This window comes from Streptomyces sp. CLCI03, from assembly GCF_053615355.1.
Genome location: NZ_CM132132.1, coordinates 5,358,203 through 5,383,906, shown reverse-complemented (window position 1 = coordinate 5,383,906; position 25,704 = coordinate 5,358,203). Strand labels below are relative to the sequence as shown.

19 protein-coding genes are annotated in these 25,704 nt (G+C 71.6%); 3 read left to right on the top strand and 16 right to left on the bottom strand.

The features are described from left to right. The first annotated feature begins 135 nt into the window (after positions 1-135). Entirely contained in the window at positions 136-1,215 is a 1,080-nt protein-coding gene (locus ACWG52_RS24785; protein WP_389811775.1) for a M48 family metallopeptidase, read from the top strand. On the opposite strand, the gene ACWG52_RS24780 is transcribed toward ACWG52_RS24785, so the two are convergent. The 7 genes from ACWG52_RS24780 to ACWG52_RS24750 form a co-directional block, all read right to left on the bottom strand. Beyond that, positions 1,199-2,380, bottom strand: a complete 1,182-nt coding sequence (locus ACWG52_RS24780) for an SCO2583 family membrane protein (RefSeq protein ID WP_390167188.1) — start codon at positions 2,378-2,380, stop codon at positions 1,199-1,201. The two genes, ACWG52_RS24785 and ACWG52_RS24780, sit on opposite strands and share 17 nt — an antisense overlap. A 68-nt stretch (positions 2,381-2,448) precedes the next feature. After that, positions 2,449-3,006, bottom strand: coding sequence for an SCO2584 family spore wall biosynthesis protein (locus ACWG52_RS24775; protein ID WP_389811769.1), 558 nt, complete (start codon positions 3,004-3,006; stop codon positions 2,449-2,451). A gap of 77 nt (positions 3,007-3,083) precedes the next feature. Beyond that, the gene (locus tag ACWG52_RS24770; protein ID WP_453125952.1) at positions 3,084-4,409 is read right to left on the bottom strand and encodes a glutamate-5-semialdehyde dehydrogenase; all 1,326 of its coding nucleotides are present in this window, start codon (positions 4,407-4,409) and stop codon (positions 3,084-3,086) included. Between the two features lie 248 nt (positions 4,410-4,657). Continuing rightward, positions 4,658-5,125 (bottom strand): hypothetical protein, encoded by a 468-nt coding sequence (locus ACWG52_RS24765; protein WP_453129079.1) that lies wholly within the window; start codon positions 5,123-5,125, stop codon positions 4,658-4,660. A gap of 34 nt (positions 5,126-5,159) precedes the next feature. Beyond that, positions 5,160-6,287: a glutamate 5-kinase gene (proB, locus tag ACWG52_RS24760; protein ID WP_389811763.1), complete on the bottom strand. Its 1,128-nt coding sequence runs from the start codon at positions 6,285-6,287 to the stop codon at positions 5,160-5,162. Between the two features lie 91 nt (positions 6,288-6,378). After that, positions 6,379-6,870, bottom strand: coding sequence for a GtrA family protein (locus ACWG52_RS24755; RefSeq protein WP_453125951.1), 492 nt, complete (start codon positions 6,868-6,870; stop codon positions 6,379-6,381). Beyond that, complete coding sequence (locus ACWG52_RS24750; RefSeq protein WP_453125949.1) at positions 6,867-7,868, bottom strand: glycosyltransferase family 2 protein; 1,002 nt, start codon at positions 7,866-7,868, stop codon at positions 6,867-6,869. Before ACWG52_RS24750 ends, ACWG52_RS24755 begins: the two co-directional genes overlap by 4 nt. 183 nt (positions 7,869-8,051) lie before the next feature. Between ACWG52_RS24750 and ACWG52_RS24745 the strand changes: the two genes are divergently transcribed. Next, entirely contained in the window at positions 8,052-10,931 is a 2,880-nt protein-coding gene (locus ACWG52_RS24745; protein ID WP_389811756.1) for a bifunctional glycosyltransferase/CDP-glycerol:glycerophosphate glycerophosphotransferase, read from the top strand. Then, positions 10,928-12,100: a glycosyltransferase gene (locus tag ACWG52_RS24740; RefSeq protein WP_453125946.1), complete on the top strand. Its 1,173-nt coding sequence runs from the start codon at positions 10,928-10,930 to the stop codon at positions 12,098-12,100. The genes ACWG52_RS24745 and ACWG52_RS24740 overlap by 4 nt, the downstream gene beginning before the upstream one ends. 98 nt (positions 12,101-12,198) lie before the next feature. Here ACWG52_RS24740 and galE read toward each other — a convergent pair whose 3' ends face one another. The 9 genes from galE to ACWG52_RS24695 all read right to left on the bottom strand — a co-directional run bounded on the left by galE (position 12,199) and on the right by ACWG52_RS24695 (position 25,662). After that, a complete protein-coding gene (galE, locus tag ACWG52_RS24735; RefSeq protein WP_389811749.1) occupies positions 12,199-13,212 on the bottom strand; it encodes a UDP-glucose 4-epimerase GalE in 1,014 nt (337 codons plus the stop codon). An 80-nt stretch (positions 13,213-13,292) separates the two neighbouring features. Beyond that, positions 13,293-14,909: a glycosyltransferase family 2 protein gene (locus tag ACWG52_RS24730; protein ID WP_453125944.1), complete on the bottom strand. Its 1,617-nt coding sequence runs from the start codon at positions 14,907-14,909 to the stop codon at positions 13,293-13,295. A gap of 70 nt (positions 14,910-14,979) precedes the next feature. Continuing rightward, positions 14,980-16,425 (bottom strand): GTPase ObgE, encoded by a 1,446-nt coding sequence (gene obgE / locus ACWG52_RS24725; protein ID WP_030715744.1) that lies wholly within the window; start codon positions 16,423-16,425, stop codon positions 14,980-14,982. A gap of 167 nt (positions 16,426-16,592) precedes the next feature. Then, a complete protein-coding gene (rpmA, locus tag ACWG52_RS24720; RefSeq protein WP_030027134.1) occupies positions 16,593-16,847 on the bottom strand; it encodes a 50S ribosomal protein L27 in 255 nt (84 codons plus the stop codon). Between the two features lie 13 nt (positions 16,848-16,860). Next, complete coding sequence (gene rplU / locus ACWG52_RS24715) at positions 16,861-17,181, bottom strand: 50S ribosomal protein L21 (RefSeq protein ID WP_030715748.1); 321 nt, start codon at positions 17,179-17,181, stop codon at positions 16,861-16,863. Positions 17,182-17,476: 295 nt separating this feature from the next. Next, positions 17,477-21,478, bottom strand: a complete 4,002-nt coding sequence (locus tag ACWG52_RS24710) for an Rne/Rng family ribonuclease (RefSeq protein ID WP_453125941.1) — start codon at positions 21,476-21,478, stop codon at positions 17,477-17,479. Between the two features lie 235 nt (positions 21,479-21,713). Next, positions 21,714-22,493 carry a TIGR03936 family radical SAM-associated protein gene (locus ACWG52_RS24705; RefSeq protein WP_033224038.1) on the bottom strand — a complete coding sequence of 260 codons (780 nt, stop codon included), beginning with the start codon at positions 22,491-22,493 and terminating at the stop codon, positions 21,714-21,716. A gap of 127 nt (positions 22,494-22,620) precedes the next feature. Further along, on the bottom strand, positions 22,621-23,673 hold the full coding sequence (locus tag ACWG52_RS24700) for a hypothetical protein (RefSeq protein ID WP_453125940.1): 1,053 nt from the start codon (positions 23,671-23,673) through the stop codon (positions 22,621-22,623). Between the two features lie 63 nt (positions 23,674-23,736). Then, positions 23,737-25,662, bottom strand: a complete 1,926-nt coding sequence (locus tag ACWG52_RS24695) for a TIGR03960 family B12-binding radical SAM protein (RefSeq protein ID WP_389811737.1) — start codon at positions 25,660-25,662, stop codon at positions 23,737-23,739. Between the last annotated feature and the right edge of the window lie 42 nt (positions 25,663-25,704).

Sequence of the window (25,704 nt, the reverse complement as noted above, 5' to 3'; positions counted from 1 at the left end):
AGATACCTATCGAGTCGGGGAGCGAGCGGAGACTTCGCTCACATCGTATGCGGGGGCCTGGGGCACGCTCACGCCGACTCAGGCGTTGGAGAGGATAGACGCAGGGTCGAGCAGGTCCATCCAGGGGAGGGCGCTATGACGGAAACAGGGTTCGAGAAGTCACCGGCACGGGACCGCAGGCGGTTTCCCGGCATCTCGTCGCGGGCGTACGAGCATCCGGCGGACCGCTCGGCGCTGGTGGCGCTGCGCAAGCTGAGCGGCTTCGACACGGTGTTCAAGGCCCTGAGCGGCCTGCTGCCGGAGCGGAGCCTGCGGCTGATGTTCCTGTCGGAGTCGGTGCGGGTGGGCGAGACGCAGTTCCCGCACCTGTACGCGATGCTGCGGGACGCCTGTTACATCCTGGACCTGGAGAAGGTCCCCCAGATGTATGTGCAGCAGGACCCGAATCCCAACGCCATGTGCATCGGCCTGGACGAGCCGATCATCGTGGTGACCACGGGCCTCGTCGAGCTGCTCGACGAGGAGGAGATGCGGGCGGTGGTGGGCCACGAGGTGGGCCACGCGCTGTCGGGGCACGCGGTCTATCGCACGATCCTGCTGTTCCTGACGAACCTGGCGATGAAGGTCGCGTGGATCCCGCTGGGCAATGTGGCGATCATGACGATCGTGACGGCGCTGCGGGAGTGGTTCCGCAAGTCGGAGCTCTCGGCGGACCGCGCCGGACTGCTGGTGGGGCAGGACGTGCAGGCCTCGATGCGAGGGCTGATGAAGATCGCGGGCGGCAACCACCTCCACGAGATGAACGTGGACGCCTTCCTGGCCCAGGCCGAGGAGTACGAGTCGAGCGGCGACCTGCGCGACTCCGTGCTGAAGATCCTGAACCTGCTGCCCCGGACGCATCCCTTCACCACGGTGCGGGCCGCCGAGCTGAAGAAGTGGGCGGAGAGCCGCGACCACCAGCGGATCATGGACGGCCACTACCCGCGCCGGGACGAGGACAAGGACACCTCGGTGACCGACTCCTTCCGCCAGTCGGCCGCGCACTACGCCGATTCGGTGCGCACCAGCAAGGACCCGCTGTTCAAGCTGGTGGGCGACATCGCGGGCGGCGCGGCCGACATGGGCGGCAAGCTCCGCGACAAGTTCACGGGATCCGCCGGAGCGGGAGCCGGCACCGCGTCGCAGGACAAGGGGGCGGCTACGGAGCAGGGCTGACGGGAGCGGCCTGCGGGGGCGGGGGCGGCGTCGCGGACTCGGTCACGGGCGGCGCCTGGGGCGATGCCAGGACGCCGCACAGCCCGGCCGTGCGCCGCGGCCGGCCGGTGGTGTACGGGTCGCTCGCGGCCGGGCCCACCGTGGTCGGGCCGGCTCCGGCCAGGAGCGGGTGGAAGGCCCCGGCCGGGTCGGCGGAGCAGTCCTGGGGCCCGGCCATCACGTAGGCCGAGGCCAGCTCCAGCCGCCGGGCGTTCAGGTCGTCCCGGTCGAAGCGCAGCCGCAGTTCGCGCCGGACGGTGAACAGCGAGGCGCCGTCGGCCGCCGCCGGGGATCCGGTGGCGGGCCGTACGGCGTAGACGAAGGTGTGGTCGGTGGTGACCTCCAGCATGTCCGCGGCCACCTCCTCCACCGCGAGGGTGCCGCTCACCCGGACCCGGGAGTCGGCCAGGACGGCGGTCGCCGGGTCGAAGCGGACCAGCCAGCCGGTGGCCGCGTGACGCCCGTCGCCGGAGGGCGAGGTCAGGCTGCGGTCGAACTGCGCCAGCTGGTCGGGGTCGAGCAGGACCCGCACCGGGCGGGAGGCCGCTCCGGTGAGGATGTCGGGGTCCAGCGAGGACTGCACCAGGTAGTCCTTGGCGATGGACAGCGCGGCGCCGACCTGGGCGTCGGTGAAGTGGTGCGTGCGGCGCACGGCGGGCATCGTGATGCCCGCCGCCCCGACCCGGTAGTCGGCGGCGGGGCTCTTCGCGTACAGCTCGGCGGGGCGCCCGCCGGGCACGTCGCTGGTCGGGGCGAGCGGCACCACGGTGCTGGTGAGCGCCTGGGCGGGTCCGCCGGCCGGGGGCAGGTAGGGGTTGCGCAGGCCCATGTAGACGGCGGCGGCGAAGGCCGTGGCGATGAGCAGCACGAGCAGCATGCCCTGCCGGGCGCCCCGTCCGGGCGTGCCGGTGCGGGCCGTGGAGCCGCTGCCGGACCAGATGGAGCGGCTGCGTACGGCACGGGCGTGTTCGCCCATCCGTTCCTGCGCGGAGTACTCCTGAAGTCGGGCAGCCCGGACGAAGTCCTCGTCGAACACCACCGACCGGTACTCGTCCGACCGGAAGTCGTCGTCGCCCCCGCCCATGCCCTCGGGGGTGCTGTTGGGTGGATCTCCTGGCACGGCCATCGCTTCTCCCCGCTGTCCCCGCTCCAGAGAAGCCCCCAGCTCCAACGTACGCGAGTGGGGTCGTACCTTCAGGGTTGGCGAACGGAGGGGTACGTAAACGCGCCGACGCCGGTGACTTCACCCCTGGGGGTGCTGGCGGGCGCCGGAGCGGGGTCCGCCTCACCCGAGGCACTGCGGTAGACGGCGCTGAAGGCGAGGGCGACCATGCCGAGGCCCATCACGAAGGCGAGCACCCAGGCGACGGGGCGCAGCCACGGTGCGCGGCCGCGGTAGGGGCGCAGACTGCCGCCGTAGGCCCCGTACGGGCCGTCCGGGTATCCGTAGCCGCGGTCGTGGTCCCAACCGTGGTCGTCGTACCCGTCGGGGTGGCCGTATCCGTAGCTGTCGTGGTCGTCGTCGCCCGTCCAGCCACCGGCCACGGCGCGGGCGGCCTCGGCCTCCGCGCGCGCTCGGTCCGCCGCCCGCTGGCGCTCGGCGGCGCTCGGTTCATGGATCTCGGCGTTCCGGACGAAGTCCTCGTCGAACACCACGGAGGCGAAGTCGTGATCCGCGCCTCCGCGGTCTGTTGCATCGTCTTCGGGGGTCCCGTCGTCCGGGAACGGCTTGCCCCCCACGTCGTCCGGCACAGGAACAGCCTAGACCTGGGGGGCCTCCTTGGGCAGGGTGTCCGCCGAATTTCGGCCACACGGTGCTCAGGCGTTCACTACCGAACGTGACCGTCTCCGGTGACGATGTACTTGGTGGAGGTCAGCTCGGGAAGGCCCATCGGGCCCCTGGCGTGCAGCTTCTGGGTGGAGATACCGATCTCGGCACCGAAGCCGAACTGGCCACCGTCCGTGAACCGAGTGGACGCATTCACGGCGACCGTGGTCGAGTCGACCAGCTGGGTGAAGCGGCGCGCGGCGGCCTGCGAGGTGGTGACGATCGCCTCGGTGTGACCGGAGGTCCAGCGGCGGATGTGGGTGACGGCGTCGTCGAGGGAGTCCACGACCGCGGCGGCGATGTCGTAGGACAGGTACTCGGCGGCCCAGTCCTCGTCGGTGGCGGGCAGGGCGGTGACCTTGCCGCGCTCGGCGGCGGCGAGGACGCGGGTGTCGCCGTGGACGGTGACGCCCGCCTCGGCGAGCGCGTCGAGGGCGCGCGGCAGGAAGGCGTCTGCGATGTCGCGGTGGACGAGGAGGGTCTCGGCGGAGTTGCAGACCGAGGGCCGCTGGGCCTTGGAGTTGATGAGGATGTCCACCGCCATGTCCAGGTCGGCCTGGGCGTCGACGTAGACGTGGCAGTTGCCGGTACCGGTCTCGATGACCGGGACGGTGGATTCCTCGACCACGGTCTTGATGAGGGAGGCGCCGCCGCGCGGGATGAGTACGTCGACGAGGCCGCGGGCGCGCATCAGCTCGCGGACGGAGTCGCGGGACTCGCCGGGGACGAGCTGGATCGCGTCGGCGGGCAGGCCGGCGCTCTCCACGGCGTCCCGCAGGATGGCGACGAGCGCGGTGTTGGAGGAGTAGGCGGAGGAACTGCCGCGCAGGAGCACCGCGTTGCCGGACTTGAGGCAGAGGGCGGCGGCGTCGACGGTGACGTTGGGGCGGGCCTCGTAGATGATGCCGACGACGCCGAGCGGGACGCGGATCTGGCGGAGGTCGATGCCGTTGGGGAGGGTGTTGCCGCGGACGACCTCGCCGACGGGGTCGGGGAGGGCGGCGACGTCGCGGACGTCGGAGGCGATGGCGGCGACGCGCTCCGCGGTGAGGGTGAGGCGGTCGATGACGGTCTCGCTGGTGCCCGCGGCGCGGGCCTTGTCCGTGTCCACGGCGTTGGCGGCGATGATCTCGGCCGTACGGGCCTCCAGCGCGTCCGCGATCGCCAGCAGGGCGGTGTCCTTGGCGGACCGCGGGAGTGGGGCGATGACGGCGGCGGCGGTACGGGACCGCTGCGCGGTGGCGAGGACGGGCGAGGTGGCGGCATCGAGCGAGGTCATGCCGCCCAGGGTAGTCCCCGGCCGGGGCGTGGCCCTGGGGGTTTCCACCCCGCGAGACGACCTCCGGCCGGGTCGGCGGGGGTGGGGCCGGGGCTTTGCCCCCGGAGCCCTGCGGCCCCTGCGGCTCCCGCGGTCGGTGTCGGTCGGTCCGGGGCGGGTGCGGGGCCGCTGCGCGGGGCCTTCTCCCCGGGCTCCGCCCGGCCCGGTCCTCAAGCGCCGGACGGGCTGGAAAACCGGGCTCCGCCCCGGACCCCGCTCCTCGAACGCCGGAGGGGCTGGACGGTCCCGGACCGGTCCTAGTACGGGTGCACGCCTACCGGATGGGCCGGGGGTGGGCCGTAGCCCTCCGCCACGCGCTGGTGGTAGGTGGCGCGGTCGATGACCTCCAGGCCGACGATCTCCCAGGGCGGGAGCTTCGCCGAGGAGCGGTGTTCGCCCCACAGGCGCAGGGCGACGGCCGCCGCGTCGTGGAGGTCCCGGGCCTCTTCCCAGTAGCGGATCTCCGCGTGGTCGTCGGCGTACCGGCTGGTCAGCAGGAAGGGGTGGTCGTGGGCCAGTTGCTCCAGTCCGCGTCGGACCTCGGACAGCGGGGCCGGCTTGCCGGAGACGCTCAGGGTCACGTGCCACAGGCGCGACGCGTGGTCCTGCTCCTCCCCGCCACCGCCGCCGTCACCGTCCCCTGTGCCGACGCTGGTCAGCGCTCGTCTCACCAGTCGCCTCCTGTCTCCACCACGCGCGTCCGCCCGCCCCTCACAGTTGACCAGTCCACGGGCCGCCGCGCTCCGCTTTTACCGAACCTCAGCCCTCCAGCAGGACCAGATCGTCCCGGTGGACGACCTCCCGCTCGTACGCGGGTCCGAGTTCCCGCGCGAGCTCGCGAGTGGAGCGGCCGAGGAGCTGCGGGAGCTCCTTGGCGTCGAAGTTGACCAGGCCCCGGGCGACGGCGCGGCCGTCCGCGGAGCGCAGTTCCACCGGGTCCCCGGCGACGAAGTCGCCCTCGACCGCCGCGATCCCGGCGGGCAGCAGGGAGCTGCCGCGTTCGGTGACGGCGCGGACGGCGCCGTCGTCGAGGACCAGGTGCCCCTGCGGGGTCGAGGCGTGCTGGAGCCAGAGCAGCCGGTCCGCGGAGCGGCGCCCGGTGGCGTGGAACAGCGTGCCGGTCCCCCGTCCGGCGAGGGCGTCGGCGGCCTGGCTCGCGGAGGTGAGCACGACGGGGATCCCGGCGGCGGCCGCGATCCGGGCCGCCTCGACCTTGGTGACCATGCCGCCGGTGCCGACGCCTGCCTTGCCCGCGCTGCCGATCGAGACGTGCGCGATGTCCTCGGGCCCGCGGACCTCTTCGATGCGGGTGGTGCCGGGCTGGGACGGGTCTCCGTCGTAGAGGCCGTCCACGTCCGAGAGGAGGACGAGGAGGTCCGCCCGGACGAGGTGGGCGACGAGGGCGGCCAGCCGGTCGTTGTCGCCGAAGCGGATCTCGTCCGTGGCGACGGTGTCGTTCTCGTTGACGACGGGCAGGGCGCCCATGGCGAGGAGCTGGTCGAGGGTGCGGTACGCGTTGCGGTAGTGGGCGCGGCGGCTGGTGTCGTCGGTGGTGAGGAGCACCTGACCGACGCGGACGCCGTAGCGGGCGAAGGAGGCGGTGTACCGGGCGACGAGCAGGCCCTGGCCGACGCTCGCGGCGGCCTGCTGCCGGGCGAGGTCCTTGGGGCGGCGGCGCAGGCCGAGCGGGGAGAGTCCGGCGGCGATGGCTCCGCTGGAGACGAGGACGATCTCCTTCTCGCCTCCGCTGCGGGCCTTGGAGAGGACGTCGACGAGCGCGTCCACGCGGTCGGCGTCGAGTCCGCCCGCCGCGGTGGTCAGGGAGGAGGAGCCGACCTTGACCACGATCCTGCGGGCGTCCACGACACCTTGCCTAGCCGCTGACACGTCTGTCCCCTTGCCCCTTGCCGAAATGCCTGTCGCCGAGATGCCTGCCGTATCAATCTACGGGGTGGGCGCGCGGGGCTGCTCGGGGGTTTCAGAGCCTGGACGAGGACTCGGCCGAGGACCCCGTCGAAGACGCTGCCGATGATCCCGCCGAGGAGCCGGCCACGGGCCCCGCCGCGGCGGAACCGGCCGCGGCCGCCCGGGCGGCGCCCGGGACGAGGATCTTGCGGGAGATCAGGAAGGTGAAGGGGATGGCCACGACCGCCGCGACGAGCGGGGCGATCCGGGTGTCCATCCCGGCCCAGGTCACCAGCGCGTAGAGGCCGACGGACTGGATGACGAAGTTGGTGATGTTCGTCAGCGGGAAGAGGAAGAACTTCTTCCAGGTCGGCCGGGTCCGGTAGGTGAAGTAGGTGTTCATGAAGAACGAGCCGACCATCGCCAGGACGAAGGCGAGCGAGTAGGCGGCGAAGTACGGCATCCACGGGTGCAGGAGCAGGTAGATGCCGAAGAAGGTGCCGGTGTTGACCCCGCCCACGAGGGCGAATCTGAACACCTGGCCGAGCTGCTCCTTGCGGCTCATCGGGTGCTGCGCTCCACGATCGTGGGCTCCGCGACCGGGGCCGCCGGCCGGTCGTCGGTCCGCGGGAGCGGCTGTGCCCCGTGCGATTCCTTCACCAGGAAGTGCGGCCTGCGCTTGGCCTCGTAGTAGATGCGACCGATGTACTCGCCGATGAGGCCCAGCATGATCAGCTGTACGCCGCCCAGGCCGGTGATGATGGCCACGAGGGTGACGTACCCCGGGGACTCGACGCCGTTGGTGATCGCCATGATCGTGATCCACAGGGCGTACAGACCGGTCAGGACGACCAGCGACACGCCGAACCAGATCCCGATCCGCAGCGGCCTGTTGTTGAAGGAGATCAGGCCGTCCATGCCGTAGTTCAGCAGGGCGCCGAACTTCCACTTCGTCTCGCCGGCCTCGCGCTGCGCGTTGCGGTAGTCGAAGTGGACGGTGTCGAAGCCGATCCAGGAGAAGAGGCCCTTGGAGAAGCGGTTGTACTCCGGCAGCGACAGCAGGGCGTCCACTGCCGGGCGCGAGAGCATGCGGAAATCACCGACGCCGTCGGTGAGCTCCACGTCGACCCAGCGGTTGACACCCCGGTAGTAGAGGCTGCTGAGGGCCGAGCGGAGCTTCTTGTCGCCCTCGCGCGTGCGGCGGGCGATGATCTGGTCGTGTCCCTGCCGGTAGTGCTCCAGCATGGTCGCGATGAGCTCCGGCGGGTGCTGGAGGTCCGCGTCCATGATCACCACGGCGTCGCCGGTGGTCTCGCGCAGGCCGGCGAGCATGCCGGCCTCCTTGCCGAAGTTCCGGCTGAAGGAGACGTAGCGGGTCCGGTCGCCGTGTTCGGCGGCGATCTTCCGGAGCTTGTCGAGGGTGCCGTCACGGCTCCCGTCGTCGACGTAGCAGACCTCGTACTCGACGGGGAGGGCGTCCAGGACCCTCCGGATCTCCACGTCGAAGCTGTCGATGACGGCCTCTTCGTTGTAGCAAGGGACAACTACGGACAGCTTCGTCATGAACACTTCCTGCTGGATCCGAACGGGTGATTGTCGGCGGCCGGACCCACCTCTCACCTCTTCCTTAGAAGTATGCACGGCGAGGGTCGGACGGGCGTCGGGCTGCGGGAGTCGAGGGCGGCACACGGTAGCGTGGACGAGATAAGCGGAATCAGCTCAACGTAACGAAACGAAGGGATCGAGGTGCACGTGCCCGACGTCTCCGTGGTCGTCATCGTCTACAACGACGCAGAGCGTCTGCCGACAGCAGTCCGGTCGGTTCTGGACCAGACCCTGCACAGCGTCGAAGTCGTGATCGTCGACGATTGCAGCAAGGACCGCTCGTACGCGGTCGCCCAGGAACTGGAATCCGCACATCCGGGGAGGGTGCGCGCCTTCCAGCTGCCGGAGAACAGCGGCGGCTGCGGTGCGCCGCGCAACCACGGCATCCAGCAGGCCACCGGAACGTACGTGATGTTCCTCGACAGCGACGACGTGCTGGAGCGCAACGCCTGCCGGAACATGCTGGACGCCGCCGTGCGGACCGGATCCGACCTGGTCTCGGGCATGTGCGTACGCGTGCACCTCGACAACCGGTGGGGCAAGACCACCGAGTGGTACCCCTGGATCTACTCCCGCACGCGCACGCTGGAGTCGATCACCGAGTACCCGGACCTGCTGGTCTACGACACCCTCTCCACGAACAAGTGCTACCGGCGCGAGTTCCTGCTGGAACAGGGCCTGCAGTTCCCGGTCGGCATCCACTACGAGGACCTGCTGTTCTCCGCGCAGGCCTACGTGGCCGCCCGCCGCATCACGCTCATCCCGAACCACGTCTACTTCTGGAACGTGGTCGAGAAGGCCGCGGCCCTGTCGATCAGCAACCGGCGCCACGAGATCGCGAACTTCGTCCACCGGATGGAGATCCACCGCCGCGTCGACGCCCTGCTGGCCGAGAAGGGCCACACGGACATCAAGTCCGCGAAGGACGCCAAGTTCCTCAAGCACGACCTCGTGCTGCACCTGCGCGACCTGCCGCTGCTGAGCGACGAGTACCGCCAGGAGTTCGCCCGCCTCGCCAACGGCTACCTCGCGGGGATCGACCCGACCGCGTACGAGAACGTCACCTACCTCCAGGCGATCTGCGCCTACCTGCTGGGCAAGGAGGACTGGGACAACCTGCTCCCGGCCGCCGACGCCATGACCAACAAGGGCCGGCTCACCTCCCCGCTCGCCGAGCGCGACGGCCGCGTCTACTGGTGCGCGCAGCACATCGACGGTCCCGACGCCGACGAGGCCCGCCGGATACTGGACGTCACCGAGCAGGCCTTCCACACCACGCCGCTCACCTCCCTCACCCTGGGCAACCGGCTCACCTCCTACGAGGACGACGGCCGCGGCACGGTCACCATGTCCGGCTCCGTCGTGAACCCGCTGCGTCGAATCCCGGCCGACGCGGATCTGAAGGCCACGATCGAGTTCCGGGCCCGCCGGCAGATCGGCGTGCGGTCCTTCAGCTTCCCGGTGGAAACGGTCCGCCACGCCGGTGACACGATCGAGTGGACCGGCACCGCCGACGTCGCGAGCACCGTCCGTCCGCTCGGCATCATCGACGCCGTCTGGGACGTCCGCCTCAAGCTGACCGCGGGCGGCGAACGGATCATCACCCGTGTCGCGATCGGCGGGGTCGACCTGGAGTCGGCCAACCGGCTGCGCGTGCGTCCGCGCCTGACCCGCTTGGTCTCCGACCGTTTCGGGCCGCAGATGACCAAGAAGGGCAACCTCAGCTATGTGCTGATCGCCGAGGGCGCCGCCGCCGTCCGCACCCAGTCGCTGATCAACAACGCCATACAGGGCAAGGCGGCCGGCGTGGTCAAGCGGGGCCTGCGCAAGGCACTGCGGGCCCGCCGGAACATGGGCTCCGGCGAGCAGAAGGTGAAGATCTACCACGAGGTCTTCTCGAAGCTGCCGATCAAGAAGGGCACGGTCGTCTTCGAGAGCCACATGGGCAAGCAGTACAGCGACAGCCCGAAGGCGATCTACGAGGAGCTCGTCCGCCAGGGCGCGCCGTTCGAGGCGATCTGGTCCTACGCGGGCGCCAAGCCCACCGGCTTCCCCAAGGAGGCCACCCTGGTCAGGCGCTGGGGCTGGCAGTACCTGCGGGCCCTCGCCCAGGCCGAGTACTGGGTCGACAACCAGGGCTTCCCGCTGGCGCTGGCCAAGCGCCCGGGAACCACGTACATCCAGACCTGGCACGGCTCGGCGCTCAAGCGGATGGGCTTCCACGAGCCCCGGACCAAGGCGCAGGGCCGGGCCGGCCAGGCCCGCTTCCAGGCGGCCGTCGACCGCTTCGACCACTTCCTGATCCGCTCCGAGCACGACACCCGGACCCTCGCCAAGGGCTTCCGACTGCGGGACGAGGTACTGCTGCGCACGGGCTACCCGCGCAACGACGCCCTCGTCGAGGCGCACCGGACCGAGTCGAACAGCGGTGAGCGGGTGCGCGGGCCCCTGGCGGGCGAGCTGGGCATCGACCCGGACAAGAAGGTGCTGCTGTACGCGCCGACCTTCCGGGCGGGCGCGGACGGCGCGGTGGAGGGCTTCACCTTCCCCTTCGACGTGGAGGAGTTCGCGGACCGGCTCGGCGACCGCTTCACGCTGCTGGTGCGGACCCACTACCTCAACAGCGTCTCGTTGCCGCCGTCCGTCGCGGGCCGGGTCATCGACGTGTCCCGGCACCACGACATCACCCCGCTGCTGGCCCTCGCCGACGGTCTGATCACCGACTACTCGTCCGTGATGTTCGACTACGCGGTCCTGGACCGGCCGATGCTGTTCTTCGCCTACGACTACGAGAAGTACGCCACCGACATCCGCGGCACGTACTTCGACCTCAAGGAGAAGGCCCCGGGTCCGGTGGTGGCCACGGCGGACGAGCTCCTGCAGGCGCTCGCCGCCTTCGAGGAGGCGGACGTCAAGTACGCCCAGGCACGGCAGCGTTTCCTCGCCGAGTTCGGCGAGTACGACCGTGGGGACGCGGCCCGCCGGATCGTCGAGAAGTTCTTCACCAGGAGCGGCAAGTGAACCAGCAGACCGTCGCTCCGGGCGGCCGTGACATCTTCTTCGTCTCGAACAACGTCGACGAGATCGGCGGCGTGACCACCTGGTCGCACCAGATGGCCCGCCAGTTCACCGACCGCGGCCACCGGGTGCACATCGTGGGCATCGCGCCGGTCGCCGACGACATCCGGCAGAAGCTGCCGCAGGGCCTGCCGTACGAGACGACCACGCTCTACGACACCCACCCGCCGTCGGCCCGCCGGCTGCGCGGGATCAAGGGCCGGCTGAACGCCCCCGAGCGGCGCCGCCAGGCGGCCCGGCGGGCGCAGATGCGGGTCAAGGCCGAGCAGCTGAGCGAGCTGCTGCGGGCGGCCCGCCCGGGCGGTGTCGTCATCGTCACCCAGGTCTGGGCGATGGAGTGGGTGGCGCTCGCCGACACCAAGGGGCTCACCGTCATCGGGATGAGCCACGAGTCGTTCGAGGCCAGCCAGAAGTCCACCCGCGGGGAGCGGGTCCGCCGCTTCTACCCGCAGGTCGACCGGCTGCTGGTGCTGACCGCCGAGGACGCGGACCTGTGGATCCGGGCGGGCATGGAGAACGTGGGGAGCATGCCGAACCCGCTGCCCTTCATGCCCGACTCCCCCGCGCCGCGCACGGAGAAGGTCGTGGCGTGCGTCGGCCGGCTGGCCTTCGAGAAGGGCGTCGACCTGCTGCTCGACACCTGGGCGGACGTCGCGCCGCACCACCCCGACTGGGTCCTGCGGATCTACGGGGCGGGCGCGGAGGAGGCGACGCTGAAGGCGCACTGCACCTCGCTCGGCCTGGACGACTCCGTGGAGTGGATGGGCAGCACCGACGACGTGCTGGGCGCGCTGCGCGGGGCCTCGGTCTCCGCGCAGGCCTCCCGGGCCGAGGGCTTCCCGATCACCCTGCTGGAGGCGATGGCGGCGGGCGTGCCGGCCGCGGCCTTCGACTGCGCGCCGGGCGTACGGGAGATCGTCGAGCACGGCGAGGACGGGCTGCTGGCCCGGCTGGGCAACACGATGGAGCTGGCCGGGCACCTGCGCGTGCTGATGTCCGACCGTGAGCTGCGCGACCGGCTCGGGGACAACGCCTTCCGCTCGGTGCAGCGCTACTCCAGCCCCGAGATCACCGACCGGTGGGAAGAGCTGTTCTCCTTCCTGGAGCGCTGACCGCACCCCGGCCACGACGCGCGTGTGGAGCAGCCCGCCCCGGACATGTCCGGGGCGGGCTGCTCCACACGCGGTCGATCCGGCTCGAACGCGACCGGTCAGGCCTGGTGGACGTCCCGGTGGGCGTCCTTGCGGGCCACCTTGTTCGCCTCCCAGCCCGCCCAGGCCGAGGTGACCATCTCGCGGACGTCGTGCCGGGCCTTCCAGCCCAGCTCGCTGGTGATCCGGTCGGCCGAGGCCACGACCTTCGCCGGGTCACCGGGGCGGCGCGGGCTGATCACGGGGGCGATGTCGTGCCCGGTGTTCTTGTTCAGCAGCTCGACCATCTCGGCGACGGAAACGCCTTCGCCGCGCCCGATGTTGACGGTGAGGTCCTTGTACTCGCCGGCCGCGCCCCACTCGGCGAGCTTGCGCGCCGCCGCCACGTGCGCCTCGGCGAGGTCCTCCACGTGGATGTAGTCGCGGATGCAGGTGCCGTCCGGGGTCGGGTAGTCGTCACCGAAGATCTTGGCGCCCTGGCCGGCGTCGTAGCGCTCGAAGACCATCGGGACCAGGTTGAAGACGCCGGTGTCGGCGAGCTCGGGGACCGCGGCGCCCGCCACGTTGAAGTAGCGCAGGCAGGCGGTGGAGATGCCGTGCGCCTTGCCCGCGGCCCGCACGAGCCACTCCCCGGCCAGCTTGGTCTCGCCGTAGGGGCTCAGCGGCTTGCACGGGGTGTCCTCGGTGACCAGGTCCACGTCGGGCATGCCGTAGACGGAGGCGGAGGAGGAGAAGAGGAAGTTCCGGATGCCCGCGTCGGCCACGGCCTGGAGCAGGACGGAAAGGCCCTGCACGTTCTCCTGGTAGTAGTACATCGGCTTCTCGACGGACTCGCCGACCTGCTTCTTGCCCGCGAGGTGCACCACGCCGGTGATCTTGTGCGCACGGATGACCTTCTCCAGGTCCAGCCGGTCCAGGACGGAACCGACCACCAACGGGACGCCCTCCGGTACGCGGTTCTCGTCACCCGTGGAGAGGTCGTCGAAGACGACGACCTCCTCCCCCGCGAGCCGCATCGCGCGGACGACGTGCGCGCCGATGTATCCGGCGCCACCGGTGATCAGAAACGTCATGTTCTCTCCTTGGTCCTGTCCGACTTCGGGATGAAGAGTGCGGCGGGTGAGGGTCTCCGACCGGGCGCCCGCCTCTGGCCTCAGTCCGCCCCACGGGCCGCCCGGGCCCGGTCGAGACGGTTGCGTACGAGGTACAGCGCGCCCTCGGCGCCCGGCGCGAGGCGCAGCGCGAGGGCACCGGCCCCGGTCCGGTAGGGCTGCGCCAGCAGAACACCGTACCGGCTGCTGGGCAGGGCCCGACGGCGAAGCAGTCGGCCCCGGGGGCGCAAGGAGGTGAGGACCGAGCTCCCGTCGGCACACCGCACGCCCACCCCCACGTTCCACGCCTGCATCCTGCGCAGCCCCTGGCGGCGGCCCGTGACGGCGAGATCGGCGAGACGGAACGGCAGGACCGCGCCCCAGCCTCCGCCGGCATCCGGGTGCAGCTCGACCGGCTGCGCGAGGACCGCCGCGCCGCCCGCACGGGGGACGAAGCTCAGCTGCGCCGTGACCGGTCCGGCCTCGGCGAGGCGCCCGTACAGGTCGTGCACCCGGATCCGGACGGCGGCGCGGCCGGCCGGTTCGGCGTCGACGGTGACGGGCAGCTCGCCGACCGGCAGCCCGGTCAGCCCGACCAGCTCGACCGGCAGTTCCTCGCTCCACACCGGAGCTCCGGTGGTACCGGTCGCGTACGGGGGCAGCAGCCGCGGCGGTTCGGCGGCCAGCCGGGTGAGGCGCTCGACGTCGGCGGGCGGGGTGACGGTGGCGCGCAGCAGCGAGACGATCCAGCGGGCGTGGGCTGCGGCGGCCTCGATGTCGGCCTCGGGGAAGGTGTCGACGTACTCGCGGGTCAGGGTCCACCAGGCGGCCTGGTACTCGGGGTCCCGGCCGAGCTCGCGCAGGTACATGCGCAGGTCGTACTCCAGGAACTTCACCCGGCAGGCACTGCCCAGCACCGGGGAGGCCTCGGCGAGGATCCGGGCGGCCGTCCGGTGGGCCTCGATGCGGGAGCGCCAGTTCCCCACGTCCTTGCGGTCCAGGGAGATCGACACCTGGGCGGCGCTGCGGCGCACGTGCCACACGTAGACGAGGTCGCCGGTGACGGCGATGCGGGGGGCCGCGGCGAGCACGCGGGCGGTGAAGACGAAGTCCTCGTAGATGAACCGGCCGTCGGGGAAGCGCAGACCGTGTTCCTGGAGGAAGGCGCGGGCGTACAGCTTGTTGACGCAGAGGGTGTCGCGGACGAGCTCGGGCCGGTCCACCGGCCGCTCGATCACCTCGCCCGGGGTGTGCAGTCCGGGCATCCACGGGACGTCGTGGTGCAGGGGCAGCTCGCGTCGTACCGCCGCCCCGACGGTGACCGGGGCCTCGTGCTCCTCGGCGGTGCGCACCAGGGCGTCGGCGGCTCCCGGCGGCAGGATGTCGTCGCTGTCGAGGAAGAGGACGTAGCGGCCGGAAGCAGCCGCGATCCCGTCGTTGCGCGGGGTACCGCACCCCCCGCTGTTCTCCGTCCGGTGGACGACCTTGAGGCGGGGGTGGACGGCGGCCAGCTCGTCCAGCACCCGCGCGGTGCCGTCGGACGAGGCGTCGTTCACCGCGATGACCTCGGTGACCACCGGGCCCTGGGCGAGGGCCGAGGAAACGGCCTCGCCCACGAGCCCGGCGTCGTTGTACGCGATGACCACGACGGAAACCGTGGGGAGGTTGCTGCTGTTCACCCGGAAGATCCTAGGCGACCCACATAAAGGCGCCTTCAAACCTTCCGGGCACAAGTCCCTCGGGAGGGGCTCAGAACGGCTTGAATTCGTCGTATTCCTTCTGCGCCGAGTCCCCGCGCTGGGCTTCCTTGTCCTTGCGGCGGGTGGTGGCCGGACGCGGGGCGTCCAGACGGTGGTCCTCGCCGCGGCGGCCCAGCATCTCGGCGCCGGCCATGACGGTCGGCTCCCAGTCGAAGACGACCGCGTTCTCGTCGGAGCCGATGGCCACGCCGTCACCGGCGCGGGCGCCGGCCTTCTTGAGCGCCTCCTCGACACCGAGGCGGTTGAGGCGGTCGGCCAGGTAGCCGACGGCCTCGTCGTTGTTGAAGTCGGTCTGGCGGACCCAGCGCTCCGGCTTCTCGCCGCGCACGTTGTAGACGTCCTCGACCTCGTCGTAGGTGACGGTGAAGCCGGCGTCGTCCACGGCCTTCGGGCGGATGACGATACGGGTCGCCTCCTCCTTCGGCTTGCGGGCACGCGCCTTGGCGATGACCTCGGCGAGGAAGAAGGAGAGCTCCTTCAGGCCGGTACGGGCGACCGCGGAGACCTCGAACACCTTGTAGCCGCGGGCCTCCAGGTCCGGGCGGACCATGTCGGCGAGCTCCTGGCCGTCCGGGATGTCGACCTTGTTGAGGACGACGAGGCGCGGACGCTTCTCCAGACCGCCGCCGTAGAGCTTGAGCTCCTCCTCGATGACGTCGAGGTCGGCGATCGGGTCGCGGTCCGACTCCAGCGTGGCGGTGTCCAGGACGTGCACCAGCACCGAGCAGCGCTCGACGTGACGCAGGAACTCCAGGCCGAGGCCACGGCCCTGGCTGGCGCCGGGGATCAGGCCGGGGACGTCGGCGATCGTGTAGACGGTCGAGCCGGCCGTGACGACGCCCAGGTTCGGGACGAGAGTGGTGAAGGGGTAGTCCGCGATCTTCGGCTTGGCCGAGGAGAGCACCGAGATCAGCGAGGACTTGCCGGCGCTCGGGAAGCCGACCAGCGCCACGTCGGCGACGGTCTTGAGCTCCAGGACGATGTCACCGGTCGTGCCGGGGACGCCGAGGAGCGCGAAGCCGGGGGCCTTGCGGCGGGCGGAGGAGAGCGCGGCGTTGCCGAGACCGCCGCGACCGCCCTCGGCGGCCACGTAGGTGGTGCCCTGACCGACGAGGTCGGCGAGGACGTTGCCCTCCTTGTCGAGGACGACGGTGCCGTCCGGCACGGGCAGGACGAGGTCCTGGCCGTCCTTGCCGGAGCGGTTGCCGCCCTCGCCGGGCTTGCCGTTGGTGGCCTTGCGGTGGGGGCTGTGGTGGTAGTCCAGCAGGGTGGTGATCGCCTGCTCCACCACCAGGATGACGTCGCCGCCACGGCCGCCGTTGCCGCCGTCGGGGCCGCCCAGCGGCTTGAACTTCTCCCGGTGAACGGAGGCGCAGCCGTGGCCCCCGTTACCCGCGGCGACATGCAGCTCGACGCGGTCCACGAAGGTGGTCATGGGTGTTCCTCCAGATACATACGGGAATGTCCCGGGCAGGCCTTGCCGCCCATTAAACGTGTCTAAGTGACAACGCGCCGAGGGCGGACCTCTCTTCCCGGCTTGCGCCGGAAAGAGCTGAGATCCGCCCTCGGGAAGTTACGAACGCTCGATCAGCCGAAGCTGGATCAGGCGGCCGGAACGATGTTGACGACCTTGCGGCCACGGTGCGTGCCGAACTGGACCGCACCGGCCTGCAGCGCGAACAGCGTGTCGTCGCCACCACGACCGACACCCGAACCCGGGTGGAAGTGGGTGCCGCGCTGGCGGACGAGGATCTCGCCGGCGGAAACGACCTGACCGCCGAAGCGCTTCACGCCGAGCCGCTGGGCATTGGAGTCGCGCCCGTTCCGGGTGGACGATGCGCCCTTCTTGTGTGCCATGTCTCAGTCCCTCTTACTTCGCAGCCGCGGGGATACCGGTGACCTTGATCGCCGTGTACTGCTGGCGGTGACCCTGGCGACGGCGGTAGCCGGTCTTGTTCTTGTAGCGCAGGATGTCGATCTTGGCGCCCTTGTGGTGGTCCACGATCTCAGCCGTGACCTTGATACCGGCCAGGACCCACGGGTCGCTGGTCACGGCGTCGCCGTCGACAACGAGCAGGGTCGAGAGCTCGACCGTGTCGCCAACCTTGGCAGTGGAAATCTTGTCAACCTCAACGATGTCGCCGACAGCAACCTTGTGCTGGCGACCACCGCTGCGCACGATGGCGTACACGCGGATCTCTCTCTCACTCGGGACGGATGCTCCTGAAGCCAGCCGCTCAGGCAAGCCCCGCCTCGAAGGCGGAACCGCACGGATCCGGATTGGACGAGCGGCCTCTCGCGCCCGACGCTTGCGCGTACGGAACGTGAGGAAGGTGCTCAGGAGCGCGGCACGCACTGGACGCATTCGCCCAAGCATGCCGACGGTCTAGGTTACGGGGCCGGTTCCGGAGGGTCAAACCGGGCCCGTACGGCCGTGGGCCCCGCCGCTCGGCGGGGCCCACGAACGCGTGTCACTCGGCGATGGATCAGGCTTCGGTCGGAGCCGAGACGGACGGGAGCGTCTGCTGCTCCGCCGCCGCGGTCTTCTTCGTCGCCCGCTTCGTCGCGGTCTTCTTGGTCGTGGCCGCCTTCTTGGCCACGGTCTTCTTGGCGGCCGCCGCCTTCTTGGCCGGGGCCTTCTTCGCCGCGGTCGCCTTCTTGGCCGGAGCCTTCTTGGCGGCCTTCTTGGCCGGTGCGGCCTCCTCGACCACCGGTGCGGCCTCCTCGACCGGCGCCGGGGCCTCCGTCACGGGGGCCTCGACGACCACCACGGCGGCCTCTGCCGCGCCGGCCGGGGAACCGGCGGGTGCGGTGGCCTTACGGGTGGCACGGCGACGCGGACGGGCCGGAGCGGCCTCCACGACCGGGGCCTCCTCGACCTCGGCGACGGCGACGGGCTCGGGCTCGACGACGGGCTCCGGCTCCGGCACGACGACCGGCTCCGGGGCCACCTCGACCGCGGGGGCCGGGGCACCCGCCGGGGCGGTGGCCTTACGGGTCGCACGGCGACGGGTACGGCCCTTCGGCGCGGCCTCCTCGACCGGCTCGACGACCGGAGCGACCTCGGCGACCTCGGCCACAGCGGCGGCCTCGGCGACGAACTCCGGAGCCGGCTCCAGCACCGTCTCGGCAGCCTCGGTCACCGGCTCGTCCACGACCACGGGGGCCGGGGCCCGGACCGGAGCTGCCGCACCGCGCGGGGCGCCCGCCGGAGCGGTGGCCTTACGGGTGGCACGGCGCCGGTTACGGCGGCCGCTGATGCCCGCGGCGGCCTCGGCCTCGGCCGGGCTGCTGTAGAGCTCCTCGTCCGCGACGAACTCCGGCTCGGGCAGCGCCCGCGGCGCGGCGGCCTCGGCAGCCACCTCCGCCTCGGTCTCGAAGGCCCCCATGTCGGCGGACTCGACCGTCTCGACCTCGTGGTCGTGCTGGTCGAACTCGGTGCGGCCACCGCGGCGCTTGGAGCGCTTGCCGTTGCCACCGCCGCCGATCACGGTCGGGGTCTCCATGTGGACGATGACACCGCGGCCGTTGCAGTGGACGCAGGTCTCGGAGAAGGACTCCAGCAGACCCTGGCCCACCCGCTTACGGGTCATCTGGACCAGGCCCAGCGAGGTGACCTCGGCCACCTGGTGCTTCGTACGGTCGCGGCCCAGGCACTCCAGCATGCGCCGCAGGACCAGGTCGCGGTTGGACTCCAGGACCATGTCGATGAAGTCGATGACGACGATGCCGCCCAGGTCGCGCAGCCGCAGCTGGCGCACGATCTCCTCGGCCGCCTCCAGGTTGTTCCTGGTGACGGTCTCCTCAAGGTTGCCGCCCTGACCGGTGAACTTGCCGGTGTTGACGTCGATGACGATCATCGCCTCGGTCTTGTCGATCACAAGCGAGCCGCCCGAGGGCAGCCACACCTTGCGGTCGAGCGCCTTGGCGAGCTGCTCGTCGATCCGGTACGTCGCGAAGACGTCGACCTCGGAGGTCCAGCGGGACAGCCGGTCGGCCAGGTCCGGGGCCACGTGGTTCACGTAGCCGTGGATGGTCTCCCAGGCACCGTCACCGCTGACGATGACCTTCGAGAAGTCCTCGTTGAAGATGTCGCGCACGACGCGGACGGTCATGTCCGGCTCGCCGTACAGCAGGCTCGGCGAAGACGTCGAGATCTGCTTCGACTTCTTCTGGATGTCCTCCCACTGGGCCTGCAGACGCTCGACGTCACGGCGCAGCTCGTCCTCGCTCGCGCCCTCGGCGGCGGTGCGCACGATGACGCCCGCGTCCTCGGGGACGATCTTCTTGAGGATGGTCTTCAGACGCGCGCGCTCGGTGTCGGGCAGCTTGCGGCTGATGCCGGTCATCGAGCCCTCGGGCACGTAGACCAGGTAGCGGCCGGGCAGCGAGACCTGGCTGGTCAGGCGGGCGCCCTTGTGGCCGATCGGGTCCTTGGTGACCTGCACCAGGACCGACTGGCCGGACTTGAGGGCGGACTCGATGCGGCGCGGCCCGTTGGCCATGCCGAGCGCCTCGAAGTTGACCTCACCGGCGTACAGGACGGCGTTGCGGCCCTTGCCGATGTCGATGAAGGCGGCCTCCATCGACGGCAGCACGTTCTGGACCTTGCCCAGGTAGACGTTGCCGACGTACGAGGTGGCTTCTTCCTTGTTGACGTAGTGCTCGACGAGCACGTTGTCCTCAAGGACGCCGATCTGGGTGCGCTCGCCGGCCTGGCGGACGACCATGACGCGCTCGACGGCCTCGCGGCGGGCCAGGAACTCGGCCTCGGTGATGATCGGGACGCGGCGGCGACCCTGCTCGCGGCCCTCGCGGCGCCGCTGCTTCTTCGCCTCCAGGCGGGTCGAGCCCTTGATGGACTGGACCTCGTCGGAGGACTCGGTCTTCTCGCGCGCCGGACGCGGCTCGCGGACCTTGACGACGGTCCGCACACCGTCCTCGTCGCCCGCTTCGGTCGTCTCGGCGGCACCCTCGCCGCTACGACGGCGCCGGCGACGGCGACGACGGCTGGAGCTGGAGCCGAGGGCCTCGTCGGACTCCTCGTCCTCTTCCTCCTCGGTGTCCCGCTCGGCGGCGTCCTGCTCGGCGGGCTCGGCCTCGTCCTCGGCGGACTCGTCGAGGTCGGCGGACTCACCGCGACGACGGCGACGGCCACCACGACGACGACGGCGCGACGGGCGCTCGCCCGACTCGTCGCCGTCCTCGAACTCGGCGGACTCCTCGTCGAGCTCGGCGGCCTCGGCCTCCGGCTCCTCCTCCGCGAGCACCTCGGGCAGCGAGACCGGGGCGGACTCGGCGGCGCCGCGTCCACGGCGCCGGCGGCGGCCGGTGGGCTGCGCGACGGGGGCGGTGGTGACCTCGGCCTCGACCTCGGTCTCCTCCTCCTCGACCTCTTCGGCGGCGCGCGCCGCGGCGGCGGCCATGGCCGCGGTCTCGGGGGTCTGGAACATCGGCTCGGCGAAGACCGGGGCCTGGAAGACGGCCACGGCGGGACGCGCGGCACGGCGGGCACGGGCCGGGGCGGCGGGCTCGGCGCTCTCGACGACGGGCTGCGCGGCGGCGGCCGGGGCGGCGGAGCGGGTGGCGCGGCGGCGGCCGCCACGCTTGGGCGAGTCCACGGCGTCGGCGACGGTCACCGCGCGGGGGGCCTTGGGGGCCTCCTCCACGACGGGCGCGGGCTCGGCGGCGGGGGTCTCGACCACGGCCTCGGCGGCCTGGGCGGCCGGGGCGGTCACGGCGCGGGTGGCACGGCGACGGGCACGCGGAGCGGGAGCGGCGGGAGCCTCCTCCTCGACCACGGGCGCGGCCTCGGCCACGGCGGCGGGGGTCTCGACGACGGCGGCGGCCTCGGCGGCCGGCGCGGCCGGGGCGGTCACGGCGCGGGTGGCACGGCGACGGGCACGCGGGGCCGGAGCGGCCGGAGCCTCCTCCTCGACCACGGGCGCGGCCTCGGCGGCGGCCGGAGCCTCCACCACGGCGGCGGCCTCGGCGGCCGGCGCGGCGACAGCGCGGGTGGCACGACGACGGGCACGCGGGGCCGGAGCGGCCGGAGCCTCCTCCTCGACCACGGGCGCGGCCTCGACCACGGCGGCGGGGGTCTCCGGGGCGGCCACGGCGCGGGTGGCGCGGCGGCGGGTCCGCGGGGCGGGAGCGGCGGGCTCCTCGGCGACGGCGGCCGCGGGGGCGGCGACGGGCTCGGCGGCCGGGGTGTCGACCACGACGGCCTCGGCGGCCGGGGTCACCGGGGCGGCCACGGCGCGGGTCGCGCGGCGGCGGGGACGAGCGGGGGCGGCGGCCGGAGCGGCCTCTTCGGCGGGGGCGGCCGGGGCGGCCTCGGTCACCGGGGTCGTCTCGGCGACGACGCCACCGGGCGGGCCGGCGGGCCGGGAGGCGGCACGGCGGCGACGGCGCGGCGGCAGGTTGTCGCTGGGGCTGCCGCTGTCGGCGCTACCAGCAGGATTGGTGTCGTTTTCGTTGTTGGGCATTGCGGGCGGTTCTCCCGTCACGCTCCCGGGCGCCGCGGCTGACTTCCGGTCCGGCACGGCTCCGCGTAATGAGCGCGGAGCCGGCCTCCGGGGCGCGTTCGCCACACGGGAGCTGTAGTCCATGGCCGCCGGTTCCGTACGTGTTGTCCGTACGGCCTGGCGGAAGTCTTCAGGTCAGTGCGCGGCCCGACCCAGGTGGCTCCCGAGTACCAGGGCTGCGCGACGACGGCGTTCCTTACGCGGCGGGACCTTCCGGCGCCTTCGCGTCGGCCGCTACGGCGGCCGTGGGTGGAGCGGCCGTGTCAGCCTCGCGGTCGGGCGCGAGCGGGTCGGTCACCGTGCCGGACTCCTCGTCGAAGAGCCCCTGCGCCAGCCTGGTCACCGCTGAGGGGACCGGCGGCGCCAGGTCGGCCACAGCTCGGAGACCGGACAGGACGTCGTCGGGTCGCACGGCAGGTGTCAGATGCCGAACAACCAGGCGCAGTATCGCACAGGCACTGTCCAGCGGCCTATCAGCCGGGGCGGGAAGCGCTTCGAGGCTCACGACCGCACCACGCGTGTCGAAGGTCCGCATTCCGTTCTTGGTCCGACGCTGCACCTCCACGTTCTCGGCGGCGAGGAAGGCCGTCACGGCCCGCTCGGCCTCCGCGAGCTCCACGCCGTCCAGGCGCAGCTCCCACACGGAGGCGGTCAGCCGGTCCGCGAGGCCCGAGGTGCGGGCCTCGACTGCGTCGATGATGTCGAGTCCGGTCGGCATCGACTCGTCGAGCAGCTCACGGAGCTTCTCGGGGTCGCGGGACTCGGCGAGGGCGATCTCCAGGTACTCGGCCTCGCTGCCGGTGCCGGTCGGCGCGGCGTTCGCGTACGAGACGCGCGGGTGCGGGGTGAAACCGGCCGAGTACGCCATCGGCACCTCGGCGCGGCGCAGGGCCCGCTCGAAGGCGCGCTGGAAGTCACGGTGACTGGTGAACCGGAGGCGGCCGCGCTTGGTGTAGCGCAGTCGGATGCGCTGCACCACCGGTGCGGGAGGCGGGCCTTCGGGCTGTCGCTTGCCCAGTGGTTCTTCTCCTTGTGCGGGGCTCCGCGGCTCGCGCGTCGCCCTGAGCGTCTGTGGGGCCGGCGGGCGTCGCCCTGCCTCCGGCTCACCCCTGCCGTTCGTGGAGGGAGATCTCGGGAGCGGGCGTGTTGCCTGCGGCTGTCGTACTACCCAGAGTACGCGCCCGTGACCTCGTCGGTTCCACGGGAGGAGTACCGAAGAGCGCGCGGCGTACCGTGGCCCGCGCCTCACGGACCGCAGCGCGGCCGGTCCGCCAGACCTCGCGGACGGCGTGCCCGGCGGGGGTCAGCACGTACCGGTACACCCGGGACGCGGGCCACCCGACCAGCACCCACCCGACCCACGTGAGCCCGCGCCACAGGGCGGCGAGGATCCGCCCGGCCACGTGCCAGGCCCATGCCAGGACCTGCCCGATCGGCCGCAGGACGTAGGTCCCGAGGGGCCGCAGCAGATACCGGTACAGCACGGTCACCAGCCAGGCGAGGCCCAGCCCCACCGGCCGCAGCAGGTGGCGGAACACCGCGGCCACGAGCCACACGAAGCCGTGCCCGACCGGGGTCAGCACGTACCGGTGAACCGCCGCGGCCAGCCAGGCGACGCCGCGGCCGACGGGCGCGAGCACGTAGCGCCACAGCGCGACCCACGGCCACACGAACAGCGTCATGGCCAGGGCCCACAGGATCCAGGTGACGCCCTGGGCGAGCGGGGCGAGCAGGTACCGCAGCCCTCCTCGGCCGATCCAGGCCAGTGCCGCGCCGAGGGGACGCAGGAGGTAGGTCATCAGGATCCGCCCGGCCGGCGCGAGCAGGTACGCGTACGCACCGCGCCCCAGCCACGCCAAGCCCCGGCCGACCGGGGTGATCACATACCGCCACAGTCCGACCCACGGCCAGACGAGGACCAGCTTGAGCAGGGTGGTCAGCAGCCACCCCAGCGCACGCAGCAGCGGCTCGACGACGTGGACGTACAGCGGCCCGAGGACGTGCCGGTGCACGGCCCGGGCCCCGGCGACCAGCAGCTCCCAGACCACCCGTACGGGCAGTACGACGAGTACCGCGACGATCTTCACGGGGATCCTGATGACGCCCACCAGGCACCCGTCGCCGCCGCCGGCGGGAGGCCGCTTGTCCGTTTCCATGCAGTCGAGGACACGACGGAGGCCCCCACCCGTTGCGGGCGGGGGCCTCTCGTGACCCAAGGGTTACTTCACGACGGACAGCGGCAGCAGCTTCTTGCCGGTCGGGCCGATCTGGATCTCCGTCTGCATCTGAGGACACACGCCACAATCGAAGCACGGGGTCCAGCGGCAGTCGTCGACCTCGGTCTCGTCGAGGGCGTCCTGCCAGTCCTCCCAGAGCCAGTCCTTGTCGAGACCGGAGTCCAGGTGGTCCCAGGGCAGGACCTCCTCGTAGGTGCGCTCGCGGGTCGTGTACCAGGCCACGTCCACGCCGTAGGCGGGCAGGGTCTTCTCGGCCGCCTCCATCCAGCGGTCGTAGCTGAAGTGCTCGCGCCAGCCGTCGAAGCGGCCGCCCGACTCGTACACGGCGCGGATGACGTCGCCGATGCGGCGGTCACCGCGCGAGAGCAGGCCCTCGACGATGCCCGGCTTGCCGTCGTGGTAGCGGAAGCCGATGGAGCGGCCGTACTTCTTGTCGCCGCGGATCTTGTCGCGGAGCTTGCCCAGGCGGGCGTCCGTCTCCTCTGCCGACAGCTGCGGCGCCCACTGGAACGGGGTGTGCGGCTTGGGGACGAATCCGCCGATGGACACCGTGCAGCGGATGTCGTTCTGGCCGGAGACCTCGCGCCCCTTGGCGATGACGTTGACCGCCATGTCGCCGATCTGGAGCACGTCCTCGTCGGTCTCGGTGGGCAGGCCGCACATGAAGTACAGCTTCACCTGGCGCCAGCCGTTGCCGTACGCGGTGGAGACGGTCCGGATCAGGTCCTCTTCCGAGACCATCTTGTTGATGACCTTGCGCATGCGCTCGGAGCCGCCCTCGGGGGCGAAGGTCAGGCCGGAGCGGCGACCGTTGCGGGTCAGCTCGTTGGCCAGGTCCACGTTGAACGCGTCCACGCGGGTCGACGGCAGGGACAGGCCCACCTTGTCGTCCGCGTAGCGGTCGGCGAGGCCCTTGGCGATGTCGGCGATCTCGGTGTGGTCGGCCGAGGAGAGGGAGAGGAGGCCGACCTCTTCGAAGCCCGTGGCCTTCAGGCCCTTCTCCACCATCTCGCCGATGCCGGTGATGCTTCGCTCCCGCACGGGGCGCGTGATCATGCCGGCCTGGCAGAAACGGCAGCCGCGGGTGCAGCCGCGGAAGATCTCCACCGACATGCGCTCGTGGACGGTCTCGGCGAGCGGGACCAGGGGCTGCTTGGGGTAGGGCCACTCGTCGAGGTCCATGACGGTGTGCTTGGACACGCGCCACGGCACGCCGGAGCGGTTGGGCACGACACGGCCGATGCGGCCGTCCGGCAGGTACTCCACGTCGTAGAAGCCCGGCACGTAGACGTTGCCGGTCTTGGCGAGACGCAGGAGGACCTCTTCGCGGCCGCCGGGCCGCCCCTCGGCCTTCCAGGTGCGGATGATCTCGGTCATGTCGAGGACGGCCTGCTCGCCGTCGCCGATGACCGCGCAGTCGATGAACTCCGCGATCGGCTCCGGGTTGAAGGCCGCGTGGCCGCCCGCGAGGACGATCGGGTGGTCCACCGTGCGGTTCCTGGCCTCCAGCGGGATGCCCGCCAGGTCCAGGGCCGTGAGCATGTTCGTGTAGCCCAGCTCCGTGGAGAAGGACAGGCCGAACACGTCGAAGGCGGAGACGGGGCGGTGGCTGTCCACGGTGAACTGGGGCACCTTGTGCTCGCGCATCAGTTCTTCGAGGTCCGGCCAGACGCTGTAGGTGCGCTCGGCGAGGACGCCTTCGCGCTCGTTGAGCACCTCGTACAGGATCATGACGCCCTGGTTGGGCAGCCCGACTTCGTATGCGTCCGGGTACATGAGCGCCCAGCGGACGTCGCAGCTCTCCCACGGCTTCACCGTGGAGTTGAGTTCACCGCCGACGTACTGGATGGGCTTCTGCACGTGCGGAAGCAGGGCCTCAAGCTGAGGGAAGACCGACTCGGTCATCACGCGACTTTCGTGAAGCGGGCAGGGGGCAGCTATCTAGCGTAC

What these genes read in the sequence shown, in the direction of transcription:
- rpmA (WP_030027134.1), bottom strand. Translation starts at nt 16,847, where the DNA reads ATGGCACACAAGAAGGGCGCATCGTCCACCCGGAACGGGCGCGACTCC.
- ACWG52_RS24785 (WP_389811775.1), top strand. Translation starts at nt 136, where the DNA reads ATGACGGAAACAGGGTTCGAGAAGTCACCGGCACGGGACCGCAGGCGG.
- galE (WP_389811749.1), bottom strand. Translation starts at nt 13,212, where the DNA reads ATGACGTTTCTGATCACCGGTGGCGCCGGATACATCGGCGCGCACGTC.
- ACWG52_RS24700 (WP_453125940.1), bottom strand. Translation starts at nt 23,673, where the DNA reads ATGGAAACGGACAAGCGGCCTCCCGCCGGCGGCGGCGACGGGTGCCTG.
- ACWG52_RS24710 (WP_453125941.1), bottom strand. Translation starts at nt 21,478, where the DNA reads ATGCCCAACAACGAAAACGACACCAATCCTGCTGGTAGCGCCGACAGC.
- ACWG52_RS24750 (WP_453125949.1), bottom strand. Translation starts at nt 7,868, where the DNA reads ATGACGAAGCTGTCCGTAGTTGTCCCTTGCTACAACGAAGAGGCCGTC.
- obgE (WP_030715744.1), bottom strand. Translation starts at nt 16,425, where the DNA reads ATGACCACCTTCGTGGACCGCGTCGAGCTGCATGTCGCCGCGGGTAAC.
- ACWG52_RS24780 (WP_390167188.1), bottom strand. Translation starts at nt 2,380, where the DNA reads ATGGCCGTGCCAGGAGATCCACCCAACAGCACCCCCGAGGGCATGGGC.
- ACWG52_RS24755 (WP_453125951.1), bottom strand. Translation starts at nt 6,870, where the DNA reads ATGAGCCGCAAGGAGCAGCTCGGCCAGGTGTTCAGATTCGCCCTCGTG.